16 protein-coding genes are annotated in these 18024 nt (G+C 61.9%); 12 read left to right on the plus strand and 4 right to left on the minus strand.

All coding sequences use genetic code 11. The features are described from left to right. From tolB to ftsH, 6 genes are all read left to right on the plus strand, one after another. A partial coding sequence (tolB, locus tag EOA22_RS05380; protein WP_127389872.1) for a Tol-Pal system beta propeller repeat protein TolB occupies window positions 1–1165 on the plus strand: 1165 nt, incomplete at its 5' end. Between the two features lie 39 nt (window positions 1166–1204). Then, on the plus strand, window positions 1205–1555 hold the full coding sequence (locus EOA22_RS05385) for a four helix bundle protein (protein ID WP_224618753.1): 351 nt from the start codon (window positions 1205–1207) through the stop codon (window positions 1553–1555). 270 nt (window positions 1556–1825) lie between these two features. Then, a complete protein-coding gene (gene pal, locus EOA22_RS05390) occupies window positions 1826–2332 on the plus strand; it encodes a peptidoglycan-associated lipoprotein Pal (protein WP_013529149.1) in 507 nt (168 codons plus the stop codon). A gap of 220 nt (window positions 2333–2552) precedes the next feature. After that, window positions 2553–3662 (plus strand): tol-pal system protein YbgF, encoded by a 1110-nt coding sequence (ybgF, locus tag EOA22_RS05395; protein WP_027162518.1) that lies wholly within the window; start codon window positions 2553–2555, stop codon window positions 3660–3662. 57 nt (window positions 3663–3719) lie between these two features. Then, window positions 3720–5093: a tRNA lysidine(34) synthetase TilS gene (gene tilS, locus EOA22_RS05400; protein ID WP_063169198.1), complete on the plus strand. Its 1374-nt coding sequence runs from the start codon at window positions 3720–3722 to the stop codon at window positions 5091–5093. 125 nt (window positions 5094–5218) lie between these two features. Further along, window positions 5219–7147 carry an ATP-dependent zinc metalloprotease FtsH gene (gene ftsH / locus EOA22_RS05405; RefSeq protein ID WP_013529152.1) on the plus strand — a complete coding sequence of 643 codons (1929 nt, stop codon included), beginning with the start codon at window positions 5219–5221 and terminating at the stop codon, window positions 7145–7147. Window positions 7148–7393: 246 nt separating this feature from the next. Here ftsH and EOA22_RS05410 read toward each other — a convergent pair whose 3' ends face one another. Then, complete coding sequence (locus EOA22_RS05410) at window positions 7394–7846, minus strand: hypothetical protein (protein WP_013529153.1); 453 nt, start codon at window positions 7844–7846, stop codon at window positions 7394–7396. Window positions 7847–8088: 242 nt separating this feature from the next. Continuing rightward, window positions 8089–8925 carry a hypothetical protein gene (locus EOA22_RS05415; protein ID WP_063169197.1) on the minus strand — a complete coding sequence of 279 codons (837 nt, stop codon included), beginning with the start codon at window positions 8923–8925 and terminating at the stop codon, window positions 8089–8091. A gap of 368 nt (window positions 8926–9293) precedes the next feature. Between EOA22_RS05415 and glmM the strand changes: the two genes are divergently transcribed. From glmM to serA, 5 genes are all read left to right on the plus strand, one after another. Then, a complete protein-coding gene (gene glmM / locus EOA22_RS05420; RefSeq protein WP_013529155.1) occupies window positions 9294–10646 on the plus strand; it encodes a phosphoglucosamine mutase in 1353 nt (450 codons plus the stop codon). 249 nt (window positions 10647–10895) lie between these two features. Further along, window positions 10896–11732: an outer membrane protein gene (locus tag EOA22_RS05425; RefSeq protein WP_013529156.1), complete on the plus strand. Its 837-nt coding sequence runs from the start codon at window positions 10896–10898 to the stop codon at window positions 11730–11732. A gap of 225 nt (window positions 11733–11957) precedes the next feature. Then, on the plus strand, window positions 11958–12797 hold the full coding sequence (locus tag EOA22_RS05430) for an outer membrane beta-barrel protein (protein WP_318011902.1): 840 nt from the start codon (window positions 11958–11960) through the stop codon (window positions 12795–12797). A gap of 200 nt (window positions 12798–12997) precedes the next feature. Next, window positions 12998–14173, plus strand: coding sequence for a phosphoserine transaminase (locus tag EOA22_RS05435; protein WP_013529158.1), 1176 nt, complete (start codon window positions 12998–13000; stop codon window positions 14171–14173). A 67-nt stretch (window positions 14174–14240) separates the two neighbouring features. Further along, window positions 14241–15842, plus strand: a complete 1602-nt coding sequence (gene serA, locus EOA22_RS05440; protein ID WP_024502929.1) for a phosphoglycerate dehydrogenase — start codon at window positions 14241–14243, stop codon at window positions 15840–15842. 57 nt (window positions 15843–15899) lie between these two features. On the opposite strand, the gene EOA22_RS05445 is transcribed toward serA, so the two are convergent. Together EOA22_RS05445 and EOA22_RS05450 are read right to left on the minus strand one after the other, a co-directional pair. Further along, window positions 15900–16364, minus strand: a complete 465-nt coding sequence (locus EOA22_RS05445) for a DUF2231 domain-containing protein (protein ID WP_013529160.1) — start codon at window positions 16362–16364, stop codon at window positions 15900–15902. Between the two features lie 152 nt (window positions 16365–16516). Next, window positions 16517–17422: a DMT family transporter gene (locus EOA22_RS05450; RefSeq protein WP_063169196.1), complete on the minus strand. Its 906-nt coding sequence runs from the start codon at window positions 17420–17422 to the stop codon at window positions 16517–16519. Window positions 17423–17630: 208 nt separating this feature from the next. Between EOA22_RS05450 and EOA22_RS05455 the strand changes: the two genes are divergently transcribed. Next, window positions 17631–18024, plus strand: a 394-nt coding sequence (locus EOA22_RS05455) for an adenylosuccinate synthetase (RefSeq protein ID WP_206521266.1), incomplete at its 3' end; no start/stop codon positions are given.

Here is an 18024-nt window from a genome sequence, read left to right on the forward strand (position 1 = left end):
CCAGGGCGGCGACGCGCTTGGGGCGCAGATTTCGCAGATCGTCACCGCCGATTTGAAGCGTTCGGGTCTGTTCGCTCCGATCGACAAGAGCGCCTTTATCGAGAAAATCACCAACCCCGATGCAGCACCGCGCTTCGACGACTGGAAGGTGATCAACGCTCAGGCGCTGGTCACGGGCAGCGTCAGCAAGGAAGCCGACGGCCGCATCCGCGCCCAGTACCGGTTGTGGGATACCTTTGCCGGCCAGCAGATGGCTGGCGAGCAGTTCTTCGCCAACGATGCCAATCAGCGGCGTGTCGCCCATATCATCGCCGACGCCATCTATGAGCGGCTGACCGGCGAAAAAGGCTATTTCGACACCCGCGTCGTCTTCATCGACGAATCCGGCGCCAAGAATGCGCGCAAGAAGCGCCTCGCGATCATGGACCAGGACGGCGCCAACGTCCGCTATCTTTCGGACGGCAGGTCGATCGTGCTGACGCCGCGTTTCTCGCCGAACCGGCAGGAAATCACCTACATGTCCTATGAAAGCGGTCAGCCGCGGGTGTACCTGCTGCAGATCGAGACCGGCCAACGCGAACTGGTCGGCAATTTCCCAGGCATGACCTTTGCGCCGCGCTTTTCGCCCGATGGCCAGAAGGTGATCATGAGCCTGCTGCGCGACGACGGCAATTCCAACATCTTCGCCATGGACCTGCGCAGCCGCTCGACGACGCGGCTGACCAACTCGACCGCCATCGACACCTCGCCGTCCTATTCGCCCGACGGCAGCAAGGTGGTGTTCACCTCCGACCGTGGCGGCCGCGCACAGATCTACGTGATGGGCGCCGACGGTTCGGGCCAGACCCGTATCTCCTTCGGCGACGGCGTCTATTCGACACCGGTATGGTCGCCGCGCGGCGACCTGATTGCCTTCACCAAGCAGACCGGCGGCGAATTCCAGATCGGGGTCATGAAGACCGATGGATCGGGTGAGCGCATCCTCTCCTCCGGCTTCCAGCAGGAGGGACCGACCTGGGCGCCGAATGGCCGCGTGCTGATGTTCTTCCGCGATTCCGCCGGTGGCCCCAAACTGGTTTCGGTCGATCTGACCGGACGCAACGAGCAATCGATCCCGACGGCGAACTTCGCTTCGGACCCTGCCTGGTCGCCGCTGCTGGAGTAAGAGACGAACTGAGGAACTGGGGAATTGAAGAACTGAAGAATGGAGAAGGCGGGCGGCCACATCAAGCGTGCGAAGGATCTAGAGGTTTATAAGCGCGCTTATGTGGTCTCTCTTGACGTGCATAAAGCTACGCTCGCCTTCCCGAAAATGGAGCAATACGCACTGGCTGATCAGTTGCGTCGCTCCAGCAAGGGAATCTGCGCCAATTTGGCTGAGGGATTTGCCAAGCAGACTCACTCCAAACCCGAATTCGCGCGGTTCATTTCGATGGCAATGGGTCATGCAGCGAAGTGGAGACGTGGATTTCCTAAGCGTTCGACCTTGGATACATCAGCCAGGCACAACACGACGATTGGCTGCGATCCTATGCCCATATCTACGGCATGCTGATCAATCTGAGAGAAAAGCTGAAGTGAATTCTCTCTTCAGTTCCTCAATTCCCCAACTCTTCAATTCCTCTTTTCCATCTCTTTGTCGCGTTTTGGCCGTATTTCCGCCTAGGGTCCGCGCCAACTGTGGCTCATGGCCAATGGCTGCGGACGGGCAGCTTAAACCAAAATTTAACCGTGTTTCTTGAATGCCGGTTAACCCAAACGTGGTTACTGGGTGATCAACGAAATCACTCAAATTAGACCACTCGAATTACGAAGGAGAGGCGGCATGGGCCGTATTGCAGCACTTACCAGAAACCCGGTCATGATCGCGCTGGTGGCGATGCTCGCCATCGCCGGTTGCGCCTCGAAAAAGACGCCGAACAACGCGGCCGATCTTGGCCTTAACGGCGCCGGCGCCGCAACACCCGGATCGGCGCAGGACTTCACCGTCAACATTGGCGACCGCATCTTCTTCGATACGGACTCGACCTCGATCCGTGCCGACGCGCAGACGACGCTCTCGCGCCAGGCACAGTGGCTGAACCAGTACAAGCAGTATGCCATCGTCGTCGAAGGCCATGCCGACGAACGCGGAACGCGCGAATACAATCTGGCGCTCGGCGCCCGCCGCGCAGCCGCTACCCGTGACTTCCTTGTCGCCAAGGGCGTCTCGGCCAGCCGTCTCAAGACCATTTCCTACGGCAAGGAACGTCCGGTCGCGGTTTGCGACGACATCTCTTGCTGGTCGCAGAATCGCCGCGCGGTCACTACGCTTAGCGGCGCTGGCTCCTGAGGCATCATGGACCGGCGCGTCAAAGGACGCGTGGCCGTCTAGCGGTAAAAATGCAACATACTTGTGCGAAAGGCGGCCTTGGGGCCGCCTTTTTCATATCCGGATGCCCGAAACAAAATTTGGCCGAAGTCTCGGCTCCTGCTATGAGCCGAGGGCGCTTGGCTGGTCCCATTCTGATTGGAAGGCGCGAACAAGCTAACGAAATCACTGCGAGAGGCACATGCATTTGAGATCGGTTCTGAGCGGCACGCTTGCGCTGCTGCTCCTATCAGGCGTCACCGCCCTGGCTAGCGGCACCGGGGCGAGCGGCACAGGGCAATCAACCGACAGCGGCTTTACCTTCCATCTTCCCAGTATCGAATTGCCCGGCTTTTTTGGTCAAAAGAAGAAACCGGACCAGGTTCAGCTGGTGCAGTCCGATCCTACCGCTGTCACCAGCCTGGAAGAGCAGCTGCGGCAGATGAACGGCAAGATCGAGGAACTCAATTTCCAGGTCCTGCAAATGCAGGAGCAGATCCGCAAGCAGCAGGAAGATAATGAATTCCGCTTCCAGCAGCTGGAAGGTGGCGGCACGCAAGGCGGACAGCCGCCGGCGCAGAAGAAATCGGACGCCACCACCGGCACCGACAACAACGTGGCGGCGGCCCCGGCAACACGGGCGCCGGCCGATGCCGGCGCCGAGCCCGCCAACGATCAATCGGCAGTCGGCAAGACGGTCGAGGACGTCATCGTCGAATCTCCGGATGGCGACCCCGGCAAGGTTATTCCCGGTACGGGAGCGCCGGAAAAGACCTTCGGCAGCATCACCGTCGACAAGAACGGCAATGTCATCGATGCCGGCGGCAACACACAATCGACCGCGCCGGCGCAGGATACCGCGCCAGTCGCCGGGGCGGCGCCCAAGGCCGGCAAATCCGATACGGTGGTCGCGGCGTTGCCCGCCACCAACAATCCGGAAGAGCTCTACCGCAACTCATACCAGTTCATCCTCTCGGGCGACTACGGCACCGCCGAGCAGGGTTTTCGCGACCACATCGCCCGCTTCCCCAAGGATGCGAAGGCCGCGGACGCGCATTACTGGCTGGGCGAGTCATTGCTCGGCCAGCAGAAATACCGCGATGCGGCCGAGACGTTCCTTGCCGCCAGCAAGGACTACCCCAAGGCCAAGAAAGCTCCCGATATGTTGCTGAAGCTCGGCGTGTCGCTGGTCGGCCTCAAGCAGCATGACGTTGCCTGCGCCACTTTCAGCGAGGTCGGCAAGCGCTACCCCGATATTTCCAGCGCGCTCAAGGAACGCGTCAAGCAGGAGAAGGCTCTGGCTGCCTGCTGATCCTTGTCATACATGTCGTTGTCCTGAAACCGGGATCACTTTTGGGCGACATGCATCATGCTCGACACCGAGCCGGACCTCTCGACTAACCCTTTTTCGCATATCGATTTTACCAGCGGCGCTGTTGCGGCCGTGTCCGGCGGCAGCGACTCGACCGCCCTGCTCCTTCTTCTCAAACACCATCTCGAACGTAGGGCGCCGGCAACCAGGCTGCTGGCGGTGACGATCGACCACGGTTTGCGGTCCGGTTCGGCTGCGGAAGCGCAAACAGTGGCGAAGCTGTGCGCCAGGCTCGGAATTTCACACCGCATCCTGACATGGTCGGGTCCAAAGCCATCGACCGGTCTGCCCGCCGCCGCTCGCGAGGCGCGCTACCGGCTGCTAGCCGAGGCGGCACAAGCGGAAGGCATCGGCATGATCCTCACCGGCCATACCGCCGACGACCAGGCGGAAACGGTGCTGATGCGGCACGCGCGGGACGAGGGCCAAGGCCATGCCGGCATGGCCGGCCGGGGACTTGCCGGCATGGCGCCGGCCACCCTCTATGACTGGCGCATTTGGATCGTGCGGCCGCTCCTCGGCGTGCGGCGCGCGGCATTGCGCGACGTCCTGCGCCGTCAAAATGTCGGCTGGGCTGACGATCCGACCAATGACGACGCGGCTTTCGAGCGGCCGCGTGTGCGGGCCGCACTTGCCGGCGAGAGTGTCGAGCATGTGAAGGGCATGTTGATGCTCGCGGGCCAGGCCGCCCTCGAGCGCAGGCAGCTTGGCGCCAGCGCAGCCGGTTTGATCGATGGCTTCGCCAGCCAGCCAGCCATCGGCCTCATCCGCCTCGACCCGTGCCTGCTCTCCTCCGGTGACGAGCAGGCGGCCGTCTATGCGTTGCGCATCCTTCTGGCCACGACCGGCGGGATTGCCTTCCTGCCGGATCAGGCCCGCAGCGAGGCTCTGTTCGGTCGGCTGAGGGCTGGATTTCTTTGCGCCACATTGTCGCGGACGGTTGTCGATTCCCGGCGCTCCGGCATATTCCTGCGCCGCGAGGCGCGCGGACTGCCCGCCGCCGCTGCCGCCACCGGCAGCACCCTGTGGGACGGCCGCCGGCACATCACATTGAACGACAGCAGCAGCGCATTGTTGATTGCCCCGTTAGGCACGGCAGCGGCGAAACGGCTCGCGACGGGTGAAGGAAAAACCCCGTCGAGCCTGATGCGCGCCGCGCTCGCGGCCGAACCGGCGGTGTGGCAGGCCGGTGAATGCCTTGGTTTGCCTGGATATGGACTGAAGTCCGCGACGGTGGAAGTGCGGCCGGTCGTTGCCCCCTTCGGCCGCTTCCTGCCATCCTTCGACCTAGCGCTGGCGCGGGCCGTCGCCGGGCTGATTGGCGCGGCCCCGGTCCCGCCCTTGCCTTTCAGCGGCCACAGTGCCGGCTGAGGGTTGCGCGAAAGCTTAACCCAGACGTGCTGTTCTGCTTGGCAAGGGGGGACGCTCTCCCTATGTTAGGCGCAAGTTTCCTCTCATGACGCGTGTCCGCCTCGCGGACGCCAACGGGACAATTGATGAATCCGAACTATCGCAACCTCGCGCTCTGGGCGATCATAGCGGTCCTGCTCATAGCCCTGTTCAATTTGTTCCAGACGCCGCAGACGCGAGGGGCTTCCAGCGATGTGCCTTATTCGCAGTTCCTGCAGGATGTCGCGGCGGGGCGGGTCAAGACGGTGACCATTGCTGGCGCTCGTATCAGCGGCACCTACACCGACAATTCCAGCGGTTTCCAGACCTATTCGCCCGGCGATCCTTCGCTGGTCTCGCGGCTGCAGGACAAGAACGTCACCATCAATGCACGGCCTGAAACGGACGGTTCCAATTCGCTGTTCGGCTATTTGATCTCCTGGCTGCCGATGATCCTCATCCTCGGCGTCTGGATATTCTTCATGCGCCAGATGCAGTCCGGCTCCGGCCGCGCGATGGGCTTCGGCAAATCGAAGGCCAAGCTGCTCACCGAAGCGCATGGCCGCGTCACTTTCCAGGACGTTGCCGGCGTCGACGAAGCCAAGGAAGATCTGGAAGAGATCGTCGAGTTCCTGCGCGATCCGCAGAAGTTCCAGCGGCTCGGCGGCAAGATTCCGCGCGGCGTGCTGCTCGTCGGCCCTCCGGGAACCGGCAAGACGCTGCTCGCGCGCTCGGTTGCCGGCGAAGCCAATGTGCCGTTCTTCACCATTTCCGGTTCTGACTTCGTCGAGATGTTCGTCGGCGTCGGTGCAAGCCGCGTCCGCGACATGTTCGACCAGGCCAAGAAGAACGCGCCCTGCATCATCTTCATTGACGAAATCGACGCAGTCGGCCGTCATCGCGGCGCCGGCCTCGGCGGCGGCAATGACGAACGCGAGCAGACGCTGAACCAGCTGCTGGTCGAGATGGACGGTTTCGAATCCAACGAAAGCATCATCCTGATCGCTGCCACCAACCGGCCCGACGTGCTCGATCCGGCACTGCTCAGGCCAGGCCGCTTCGACCGCCAGGTCGTGGTGCCGAACCCTGACATCGTCGGCCGCGAGAAGATCCTCAAGGTGCATGTGCGCAACGTGCCGCTGGCGCCCAACGTCGACCTCAAGGTGATCGCGCGCGGCACGCCTGGCTTCTCCGGCGCCGACCTGATGAACCTCGTCAACGAATCCGCGCTGATGGCGGCACGACGCAACAAGCGCCTCGTCACCATGGCTGAATTCGAGGACGCTAAGGACAAGATCATGATGGGCGCCGAGCGCCGCTCGTCGGCCATGACGCAGGCCGAGAAGGAACTGACCGCCTACCATGAGGCCGGCCACGCCATCCTCGCGCTCAACGTGCCGTCGGCCGATCCGCTGCACAAGGCCACCATCATCCCGCGCGGCCGTGCACTCGGCATGGTCATGCAGTTGCCCGAAGGCGACCGCTATTCGATGAGCTACAAATACATGATCTCGCGGCTCGCCATCATGATGGGCGGCCGTGTCGCCGAGGAGTTCAAGTTCGGCAAGGAGAACATCACCTCCGGAGCTTCTTCGGATATCGAGCAGGCGACCAAGCTGGCGCGTGCCATGGTCACGCGCTGGGGCTTTTCCGACAAGCTCGGCCATGTCGCCTATGGCGACAACCAGGAAGAAGTGTTCCTTGGCCATTCGGTGGCACGCACGCAGAACGTCTCGGAAGAAACGGCGCAGATCATCGACGCCGAAGTGCGCCGCCTGATCGATGAGGCCTATTCGTCGGCGAAGTCCATCCTGACCAAGAAGAAGAAGGAATGGATCGCGCTGGCTCAGGGCCTGCTGGAATACGAGACGCTGTCCGGCGAGGAGATCAAGCAGTTGATCGCCGGCCACAAGCCCGCACGCGACCTCGGCGACGATACGCCGCCAAGTCGTGGCTCGGCCGTGCCGAAGTCCGGCGGCCGCCGCAAGAAGGGTCCTGAGCCCGAAGGCGGTATGGAACCACAGCCGTCGAGCTGAGTTCGGCCACCGATTTCATCGAACGCCGCGGCTTGCTCCGCGGCGTTTTTTGTTTTTGGCGTTGGGGAGGAGTTGTCCGCGACCTCGCATCTGCGACGGTGACGATTGGCGAAAGTCTAGGTGATAGCCAATCTCCCCCACAAGGGGGAGATTGGCAACGTCGCCGCTGGCGTGCCCTCGAAGGCAACAAAAAGGCCCGCGAACCCTGCGGTTCGCAGGCCTTCTCTTCTTCAGATGTCTTGTCGCTCAGCTCTTCAGCTTGGCATTGCACAGGCTGTAATAACCGCCGCCCTTCTGGATCCAGCGAAGGCCGTTCAACGTGCCCGCGTCCTTGTTGCCATGGTAGCCCTGGAGACAGGTCTTCATGCGCGCCTTCGCGGGCTTTTCGGTCTTGAACTCGGCGGCCAGCGTGGTCGGAAATGTCACGCCCGCGGGCGCTACAGTGGGGGCGACCGCCGCGCTGGTTTCTTTTTTCGTCTGCGGCTCGGTTTTGACCGTATCCTCGCTGACACTGTCCGCTGCTGATGTCGCGCACTTCTCCTTGCGAAAAGCCGTCCAGTCCATGCCGTTCAGAGTGCCGCCTTCCTTGGCTGTTCGATAGGTCTCGCCGCATTCCTTCATCGTCAGTGCGCTTGCGGGGGCGACGCTCCAAGCGACAAATGCGGTCGCAGCCAATACCGCCAATTTCAAACCGTGCATAAGACCCTCCTGGTTGATAATAAGTTTGACGTCTTTTTGTATATGGTTTGTTCTCTATATGTTCAACCAGAATCTTTACGGACTACCGATGAGCTTGGCGGTGGGCAGTGTAGGCGAATTGATGATGCCGGCAGCCCGGCGACATGCAGATGCGAGCAAGGCAGTGTGCGTCTTCGCGCAACAAAAAAGGCCCGCGCATCTTGCGATGCGCGGGCCTTTGTTTGGAGACTATGGCTAAGCGATCAGCTCTTCAGCTTGGCGTTGCACAGGCTGTAGAAGCCGCCGCCCTTCTGGATCCACTTCAGGCCGCCAAGCGAATTGGCGTCCTTGAGGGCATAGTACTGGTCGAGGCAGGTGTGCATACGGCCCTTTCCGGGGGTCTCGCTGGTATATTTCGGCGAGATCGCGGACGGGAAGGTGACGCCCTTGGGCGCAGCCGTCGTCGGCTTCGCCGGCTCCTTGGTGTAGCTCGCCTCGTCGGCGGCCGGCACGGTGTCGTCATCCGAGGCGGCTGCGCCGCACTCGGTCTTGCGGAAGTCGTTCCACTTCATGCCGTTCAGCGTGTTGGCCGTCTTGGCGGCCTGATACTTGGTGCTGCATTCGGCCATGCTCAGGCCCTTGCCGCCATTGTCTGCGGGAGCGGCGGGAGCCGCGGCGGCCTTGGTGGTCGCCGGCTTGGCGGCGGCAGCGGCGGATGCACCGGCGGCGCATTCGGATTTGCGGAAGTCGTTCCACTTCATGCCGTTCAGCGTGCCGGCAGCCTTCGCCGCCTGATACTTGGTGCTGCATTCCTTCGCCGTCAGGCCCTTGGCCGTGCTGTCGTCCGCCGCGGCGGCAGCCTTCGTGGTGTCGGTCGCTTTCTTGGCATCGGCCGGCTTGGCGTCGGTCGTCGCTGCGGCGTCGGTACCGCACTGAGCCTTGCGGAACTGGTTCCAGGTCGCTCCGGCCAGTGTCCCCGCATCCTTGGCGGCGTTATACTTCGTGCTGCACTCGGCCATCGTCAGTGCGTTGGCTGGCGCGGCCAGGAACAAGGTCGCGACGGCGAGGCCGGTCAAAGTGGCAAGTCGGTGGATGAGCATAGCGTTTCTCCGTTGCAGCAGCCCATGATACGTCCCTGCAAATCAATAACGCTCAACGGTCGGTTGCGCCAGATGCTAAGTGGCGTATATATCGCCGAAAATCGGCTTCTCCCGATAAGGTGATGAAATCGTTGTCCGTTGCCTGGTTCAGAGCAAGATTTTCCTGGTGCATCCGCGCTGAAAGGCTCGAATGACTTGTATATTGCAGCATGGCAGTCTGGGCATGTCAGGTTGCGGCCACGTTGTGTGCAGTGCACAACAATGGTTTTCTAAGGATTGGTAACGTATAATCACACAATGTGATCATAGCGCCCTGGCCACTTGTGGCATGACGTGCCGGGGAAGAAACGTCGAGGAAGCTGACTGGCATGGCAGGGAATTATTTCGGCACGGACGGCATTCGCGGACGCGCCAACAAGTTTCCGATGACCGCTGAAATCGCGATGCGGGTCGGCATGGCCGCCGGCCTTTCTTTCCAGCGCGGCAGCCATCGACATCGTGTCGTGCTCGGCAAGGACACCAGGCTTTCCGGTTATATGATCGAGAATGCCATGGTCGCCGGTCTTTGTGCCGCCGGCATGGACGTGTTCCTGCTCGGCCCGATCCCGACGCCGGCTGTCGCCATGCTGGTGCGTTCGCTGCGCGCCGATATCGGCGTCATGATCTCGGCCTCGCACAACCCCTATTACGACAACGGCATCAAGCTGTTCGGACCCGACGGCTACAAGCTCTCCGACGAGATCGAGGAGCGCATCGAGAGCATGCTCGACAGGGATATCGAACTGGCGCTCGCCGACTCCGACGGGCTTGGCCGCGCCAAGCGCGTCGACGGCGTGCATGACCGCTACATCGAATTCGCCAAGCGCACCTTGCCGCGCTCGATGTCGCTCGCGGGCTTGAGGATCGTCGTCGATTGCGCCAATGGCGCGGCCTACAAGGTGGCGCCCGAGGCGCTGTGGGAACTGGGCGCCGAAGTCGTCGCCATCAATGTCGAGCCCAACGGCTTCAACATCAACAAGGAATGCGGCTCGACCCACCCGGCCGGCCTGCAAAAGAAGGTGCACGAAGTGCGCGCCGATATCGGCATCGCGCTCGACGGCGACGCCGATCGCGTCGTCATCGTCGATGAAAACGGCGCGATCGTCGATGGTGACCAGATCATGGCGCTGATCGCCGAATCCTGGCACCAGAGCGGGCGGCTTGCCGGCGGCGGTGTCGTCTCAACCGTCATGTCCAATCTGGGCCTCGAACGCTTCCTCGGCGACATGAAGCTGCAATTGCACCGCACCAAGGTCGGCGACCGTTATGTCGTCGAGCATATGCGCGCGCATGGCTTGAATGTCGGCGGCGAACAGTCGGGCCATATCGTGCTGTCCGACTTTTCGACCACCGGCGACGGCCTGGTTTCGGCGCTGCAGGTGCTGGCCTGCATCAAGCGGCAGGGCCGGCCGGTCAGCGAACTGTCGAAGAAATTCGAACCCGTGCCGCAACTCCTGAAGAACGTTCACATTTCCGGCGGCAAGCCGCTCGAGGAGGCGCCGGTCAAGGCCGCCATCGAAGACGCGCGTAGCCGGCTCGGCAAGACCGGACGGCTGGTTATCCGGCCATCCGGGACAGAGCCGCTGATCCGCGTGATGGCCGAGGGCGACGACCCGCAACTGGTCGAGTCCGTGGTGAATGGCATCGTGGACATCATCTCGGAAACGCGCAGCGCCGCCTGACCCCCACAGCGCCCGGCAGGACGTCGTCGCCTGAACCTGTCCAAGGCCCGCCTCTCGGCGGGCTTTTTCTTGTCGGCTCCCAGTCTGTTCGCTGTTCGGAAATCTCGCGCCGGTCCCCAGAAGTTTCGAGATTCGTGGTTAAGCAACAGGGTTAAACGCCTTTTAACCTTTGCAATTCATTATCCACGACTGAAAGCCAATCGCATTTCGGGCGGGTTTGCCGTTCCGAGCTTCTCAGGGGTGACAAGCATGTTCAAGACAGCAAGAAAGGCCCTGCTCGCCTTACTGTTCGCAGGCCTGGCGGGGCCGTTGTTCGCGGCCGACCTGCCGGAACCGATCGTCGAAGAGGCTCCGCCTCAGGCCGTCTACGAGCAGCCGGTAGAAGTCGGCGGCTGGTATATCCGTGGCGACATCGACTATCACAAGTCGACCGTGCGCGGCATCGACTATATGACCTACACCGTCGATCCCTGTAACTGTACGGTTACGCCCGGCACCAGAAGCTTCGATTTCGGCAAGCTCAAGGGCGGTTTCTCGCTCGGCGCCGGCGTCGGCTACAAGATCAACGATCACTTCCGGACCGATTTGACCGCCGACTATTGGTTCAAGTCGAACTTCAACGGCGGCACCTCGGATATCAACGGTACTTCGACCGAAGTATCGAAGATGAGCGCCCTGCTACTGCTTGCCAACGCCTATGTCGATCTCGGCACCTACCATGGCATCACGCCTTACGTTGGCGCCGGCATCGGCGGCGCCCGCGTCAAGTGGGATGATGTCTACGACCCGAACACCACCGAGTTCAATCCCGGCAGATCAAGCTGGCGTTTCGCCTACGGTCTGATGGCCGGCGCTTCGTACTGCTTGACCGACAAGATCATTCTCGATGCCGGCTACCGCTTCTCCCATATCCAGGGCGGCCGCATGTTCGACTGGAACATCACCAGCTCCGGTCCCGGCTTCGATCGTGGCATCAACACACACGAAGTGCGCGGTGGCCTGCGTTACCAGTTCGGTGGCAACAACGGTTGCGCCGCGCCGGTCGTTGCCTACCAGCCCGAACCCGAGCCGATCTACACCAAGTAACAGCATCTACATTACTTGAATTCTTCACAAACCGCCCGGCCTCAGCCGGGCGGTTTTTCGTTGGCCGCCTGGAATCGACAGGGGAAATGAATTCGCTAACGCTCTGTTAGCCTTAACCGCCACTTAACCACTATGGTTAACAATGCTCCTTGAAACGATGGCTGCCGCTGCGATTGCGGGCTGCGCCAAATTCGGGAGTCGGGGACCATGAAACTTACATCGCGTATGGCGCTGGCGCTCGGTGCACTAGCCCTCCTGCCGCTGACGCCGGTGCACGCGGCCGACTACGATCCGCCGATCTATGTCGACCAGGCGCCCGACTACGTCCCGGTCGAGGTCGGCTCCGGCTGGTATCTGCGCGGTGATCTCGGCTATGCCTTCAACAAGCCCTATGAATTTTCGGAAACTCCGGCCGGTCTGGTTACGGATACCAGCCCGCTGTCTGGTTCGATAGGTATGGGCTACCATTTCAACGATTACTTCCGTGGTGAATTGAATTTCGGTCTGCTGCCGACAAGCAAATTCGCCAGCAAATTCGACAGTACTTGCGATGGAACGCAGACGGTGACTGTCACCAGCGGTGGCAGCACAAGCGCGTTCGCCGGCCCAAGCACCCGTGGATGCGAAGGCTCCAACGACGGCAACAACAAGGCCTACGATGTGATGGCCAGCGCCTTTGTCGACCTGGGCACTTATGTCGGCTTCACGCCCTATGTCGGAGGCGGTGTCGGCATAGCGTACAGCACCTACAAGTACGCTCAAGGCGCTCGCAACTGTCAGAATTCATCGACAACATCAGGTACAACCACGACCATCTTTGAATGCGACGATCCAAACGGCTATGATGGGACGACGCAGTCGGAGAAGCAGTTCAGCTTCGCCTATACGCTCGGCGCCGGCTTTGCTTATCAGGTCAGCAAGAATGTTGCAGTCGATGTCGGCTATCAATACACGGCTCTGCCTTCCGCGAAATACGTGACAGCAGACGCTGTCGGCAACCCTGAGTTCAAAAAGGGCCTCGATTATCATCAGGTCAAGGTCGGGCTGCGCTACGATCTCTGGTAGGCGCGGCGAGTACGAGGACCAGCACGGCGGATCATGGGGTCCGTCGTTTGCGTTTGAAGTCACGACATCCTGATCGGGGATCGCCGGTATCCCGGCAACGACAAAAACTTTCCTCTTGACGCCTGAAGCCCGAACGAATATCGCCGTCCGTGGGCCACCCCTCCCCAACGAGGGGCCACTATCTGGAAGGATAGACCACGATGACGACGCATACGAAGCCCGGACTCCGTCCGGCAAACCCCAATTTCTCCTCAGGTCCCTGCGCAAAGCGCCCCGGCTGGTCGGTCGAGGCGCTAAGAAATGCTGCGCTCGGCCGTTCCCACCGCGCCAAGATCGGCAAGACCAAGCTCGAACAGGCGATCGAGCTGACGCGGGAGATTCTCCAGGTCCCGGCGGGTTACCGCATCGGCATCGTGCCGGCGTCGGACACCGGTGCGGTCGAGATGGCGCTGTGGTCGCTGCTCGGCGAGCGCGGCGTCGACATGGTCGCCTGGGAGAGCTTTGGCTCCGGCTGGGTCACCGACGTGGTCAAGCAATTGAAGCTCGCCGACGTGCGCAAGATCGAAGCCGGCTACGGCGAGCTGCCTGATCTCACCAAGATCGATTTCGACCGCGATGTGGTGTTCACCTGGAACGGCACCACGTCGGGCGTTCGCGTGCCGAACGGCGATTTCATTCCCGCGGACCGCAAGGGCCTGACCGTCTGCGATGCGACTTCCGCCGCATTCGCGCAGAGGCTCGACTTCGAAAAACTCGATGTCGTCACTTTCTCCTGGCAGAAGGTGCTGGGCGGCGAGGGCGCTCACGGCATGCTGATCCTGTCGCCTCGCGCTGTCGAGCGGCTGGAAACCTACAAGCCCTCATGGCCGCTGCCGAAAATTTTCCGCCTGACCTCAGGCGGCAAGCTGATCGAAGGCATCTTCAAGGGCGAGACCATCAACACGCCCTCGATGCTGTGCGTCGAGGATTACCTCGATGCGCTCAACTGGGCGAAGTCGACCGGCGGCCTCGACGCGCTGATCGCCAGGGCGGATGCCAATGCGGCCGTCCTCGATCGCTTTGTCGGCAAGTCCTCCTGGCTCGGTCATCTCGCCGTCCAGCCGGCGACACGGTCGAACACGTCCGTCTGCCTGTCCTTCACCGATCCGGACGTGTCCGCGCTCGACGCCGACGGGCAGGCGGCCTTCGCCAAGGGGCTGGTGTCGGTGCTCGACAAGGAAGGCGTCGCCTATGATATCGGTGCCTATCGCGACGCACCGCCCGGCCTGCGCATCTGGTGCGGCGCGACGGTCGAGACGTCGGATCTCGAAGCGTTGCTGCCCTGGCTCGACTGGGCATTCGCCGCACAGAAGGCGTCGCTCAAAGCGGCGGCCTGAGATCATTCGCGGCGGCCTTCGGGCCGCCCACTCCCATCAGGATCAAATCCATTTCAAGGAGGCCGCCATGGCGCCCCGCGTTCTCGTCTCAGACAAACTCTCCCCCACCGCCGTGCAAATCTTCAAGGATCGTGGCGTCGAGGTCGACTATCTGCCCGATCTCGGCAAGGACAAGGATAAGCTCGCCGAAGTGATCGGCCAGTATGATGGCCTCGCCATCCGCTCGGCGACCAAGGTCACCGAAAAGCTGATCAACGCCGCTACCAATCTCAAAGTCATCGGCCGCGCCGGCATCGGCGTCGACAATGTCGATATCCCGGCGGCAAGCCGCAAGGGCATCATCGTGATGAACACGCCCTTCGGCAACTCGATCACCACAGCCGAACATGCGGTGGCGATGATCTTTGCGCTGGCGCGCCAGATCCCTGAAGCCAACGCCTCGACCCATGCCGGCAAATGGGAAAAGAACCGCTTCATGGGCGTCGAGATCACCGGCAAGACGCTGGGCGTCATCGGCTGCGGCAACATCGGTTCGATCGTCGCGACGCGCGGCGTTGGCCTCAAGATGCACGTCATCGCCTTCGATCCGTTCCTGTCGGACAGCCGTGCCGAGGAGCTTGGCGTCGACAAGGTCGAGCTCGACGAGCTGTTCGCCCGCGCCGATTTCATCACCCTGCACACGCCGCTGACCGACAAGACGCGCAACATCATCGATGCCGCGGCGATCGCCAAGATGAAGAAGGGCGTGCGCATCATCAATTGCGCACGCGGCGGTCTGATCGTCGAGGCCGATCTGGTCGCAGCGCTGAAGAGTGGCAAGGTGGCCGGCGCTGGCGTCGACGTCTTCGAGGTCGAACCGGCCGAGAACAACGAACTGTTCGGCATGGAGAATGTGGTGGCGACGCCGCATCTCGGCGCCTCGACGACGGAGGCCCAGGAGAATGTCGCGCTGCAGGTTGCCGAGCAGATGGCCGACTATCTGATCAAGGGCGCCGTCTCCAACGCCATCAACATGCCGTCGATCACCGCCGAGGAGGCGCCGCGGCTGAAGCCGTTCGTCAAGCTCGCCGAGGTGCTCGGCGCCTTTGTCGGCCAGGTCACCGAGGATCCGATCAAGGAGGTGGAGATCCTGTTCGACGGCTCGACCGCGACGATGAACACGCGCGCGCTGATCAGTGCAGCACTCGCCGGGCTGATCCGGCCTCAGGTCTCGGACGTCAACATGGTGTCGGCGCCGATCATGGTGAAGGAGCGCGGCATCATCGTGGCCGAGGTCAAGCGCGACAAGTCGGGCGTGTTCGACGGCTATATCAAGCTGACGGTGAAGACCGAGCACATGACGCGCTCGATCGCCGGCACATGCTTCTCGGATGGCAAGCCACGCTTCATCCAGATCAAGGGCATCAACCTCGATGCCGAGGTCGGCCAGCACATGCTCTACACCACCAATGCGGACGCGCCGGGCATCATCGGCCTGCTCGGCACCGTCTGCGGCGAGAATGGCGTCAACATCGCCAACTTCCAGCTCGGCCGCAACCGGCCGGGCGGCGATGCCATAGCGCTGCTCTATCTCGACGCGCCGTTCCCGGAAGCCGTGCTGGAAAAGGTCAAGGCGCACAAGTCGATCGACTCGGCCAAGCGGCTGCAGTTCGACGTCAACGCGATGTGATTGAGGACAGGCGGTCGCCGACCCACCTCGTTGACGCCGGCCGCCGCGGCGGCCGGTTCATGTCAACTCGTCCGAGCCATCGGAGACACCCACGCGATGTCGGTAGACCAGTTCCCAGCCCTTCCAGCCCGTAAACAGCAAGATGAGAACCACGATCAGCGATAGGACGATGCCGGTTGGCATCACGGCCGCCGCTCCGCCGGCATACCGCGAGTACCAGTTGTAAAGCTCGATCAACACGACGAGTACATTGCCGCCGGCATGGAGCCATGCCGTCGTGAGATTGCGGACCTGCACATCGCCGAGAACATCCGTCAAGCCAGCAAGCGCAGCCAGGGCAGCCATGATCAGGCCTGCGCCGAGAAGCCAAAGCGACCCGGTGACCCATCCAGGATCGGCTGTTCGCCAGAAGATAAGGTCGCAAACGAAGGTGCCGACAAAAAAGGCAATCGGAAACGGAATCAGCATCGGGTGGATAGGGTGACCAGCAATGCTTGCCGTGCTGCGAGGGTTGTGGCTCATCATGTCGCCTCCCTGGCGTTCAAACTCCGCTGGAGGTGAAATGTTCCAAGTAGGGGACGCGGCAGGATTCATGCCGCTGTTTCCGCGCCATTGGCGAAGTCCAGGCCGTTCGCGTGATTACCGCGACGGCGGAGGGCGTCAGCCGCCAAATGTCATCCGCGGTGGTCCGCCACCGCCATCTTGCGCCCGCTGTATTCGGCAAGCCCGATGCCGCCCAGCACGAGCACCAAGGCCAGCGCCTGATAGAGCTGGAACGTCTCGCCGACGATCAGCACCGACAGCAGCGTGCCGAAGATCGGCACCAGATTGATGAACAGGCCGGCGCGGTTGGCGCCGATCAGCTCGTTGCCCCTGATGTAGAAGATCTGCGAAACGACCGATGCGCCGATCGCCGTATAGACGATGACGGTCCAGCCGCGCGCGTCGGGCATGATGACCTTGCCGGCGAGGACCTCCCACAGGAAGAACGGCAACGAGGTGACGAGTGCCGAAACCGACAGGGCCAGCATCAGGCTCTGCCAGTGCATCACCGGCTTCAGCCGCAACCCCACCGAATAGCCGCTGTAGAGAAAGACTGCGACCAGCATGATGGCGTCACCGAAATTGAGTTCCAGCGTCAACAGCCGGCGCGGGTCGCCATGGCAGGCGGTGAGGATCACGCCGGCGACGGTCAGCACGACGCCGACAATCTGCGCCCAGTTCACGCGCAGGCGGAAGAAGACGAAATTGGCAGTCATGATCAGGATCGGCATCGCCGCCTGTTCGATCGAGACATTGATCGCTGTCGTGTAGTTGAGCGCCGTGTAGAAGATGGTGTTGAACAGGGTGAAGCCGCTGGCGCCGAGGGCGACCAGCACGAACCAGTGCTTGCGGACTACCGGCCAGTCCTTCTGGATGGTCTTCCAGCCGATGGGCAGCATGATCGCCACGGCCAGCACCCAGCGCAGGAAGACCAGCGTCATCGGCGAGACGTGATCGACCGCCAGCTTGCCGGCCACCGAATTTCCACCCCAAAGCAAGGTGGTGAGCAGCAGGAATATGTAGGCGCTTCGATGCATCGCGGGATTCCAGTCGCCGGAGCTGCGGTGTTTGCCGGCCTATTGCCCTCGCTCGCCCAAGTAAATGATGTCAAAGCCGAAAATTGTTGTGCCTCAGGGCATTTTCGACGGCAAAGAAAGGTCGCGCTCGCGAGGTCTTGACGTTATAGAGGCCTGTCGTTTCGAACCATATTCAAGCCGCTTGGCGGCGTCTCAAGGGAAAAGAAACATGGCCAATGTGGTGGTCGTCGGCTCGCAGTGGGGTGACGAAGGCAAGGGCAAGATCGTCGACTGGCTGTCGGAGCGCGCCGATGTCGTGGTGCGTTTCCAGGGCGGCCACAATGCCGGCCATACGCTGGTCGTCGACGGCAAGGTCTACAAGCTGTCGTTGCTTCCGTCGGGCGTCGTGCGCCACGGCAAGCTGTCCATCATCGGCAATGGCGTCGTGTTCGACCCGCACGCTTTCGTCGCCGAGGTGGCAAAACTCAAGGCGCAAGGTGTCGAAGTAGCGCCGGATCGCCTGAAAATAGCCGAAAACACAGCGCTTATCCTGTCCCTGCATCGAGAGCTGGACGGATTTCGTGAGGACGCCGCATCCAATTCCGGGACGAAGATTGGCACGA

This window comes from Mesorhizobium sp. M7A.F.Ca.US.014.04.1.1, assembly GCF_003998745.1.
GTDB classification, from domain to species: Bacteria; Pseudomonadota; Alphaproteobacteria; order Rhizobiales; family Rhizobiaceae; genus Mesorhizobium; species Mesorhizobium ciceri.